General features: G+C 67.7%; 1 protein-coding gene. It reads left to right on the forward strand.

Translation table 11 applies throughout. The annotated features are described in order from the left end of the window. Window positions 1-548, forward strand: a 548-nt coding sequence (locus AC1DPX_RS35110) for an aminotransferase class I/II-fold pyridoxal phosphate-dependent enzyme (RefSeq protein WP_477242600.1), incomplete at both ends; no start/stop codon positions are given.

Consider the following 548-nt stretch of genomic DNA (forward strand, 5'->3'; position numbering starts at 1 on the left):
CGCTACAATGCCATGACCTATATCGACGAGGTCCATGCTGTGGGCATGTACGGGCCGCGCGGCGGCGGCATCACCGAGCGCGAGGGCCTGGCCGACCGCATCGACATCATCGAAGGCACGCTCGCCAAGGCATTCGGCACGCTCGGCGGCTATATCACCGGCACCAGTGCGGTGATCGACGCGGTGCGCTCCTATGCACCGGGCTTCATCTTCACCACGGCGCTGCCGCCGGCGATCGCGGCCGCGGCCACCACCTCGATCCGCCATCTCAAGAACTCTCAGGCCGAGCGTGACGCCCAGCAGCAGCAGGCGGCGCGGACCAAGCAGATCCTGTCTGCGGCCGGCCTGCCGGTGATGGAGTCTCCGACCCACATCGTGCCGGTGCTGGTTGGCGACCCGGAACTCTGCAAGATGGCCAGCGACCGCCTGCTCGGCGTGCACGGCATCTACATCCAGCCGATCAACTACCCGACCGTGCCGCGCGGCACCGAGCGCCTGCGCATCACGCCGACGCCATTCCATTCCGACACGCTGATCGCGGGACTGCA

This window comes from Mesorhizobium sp. 01N446 (assembly GCF_056399285.1).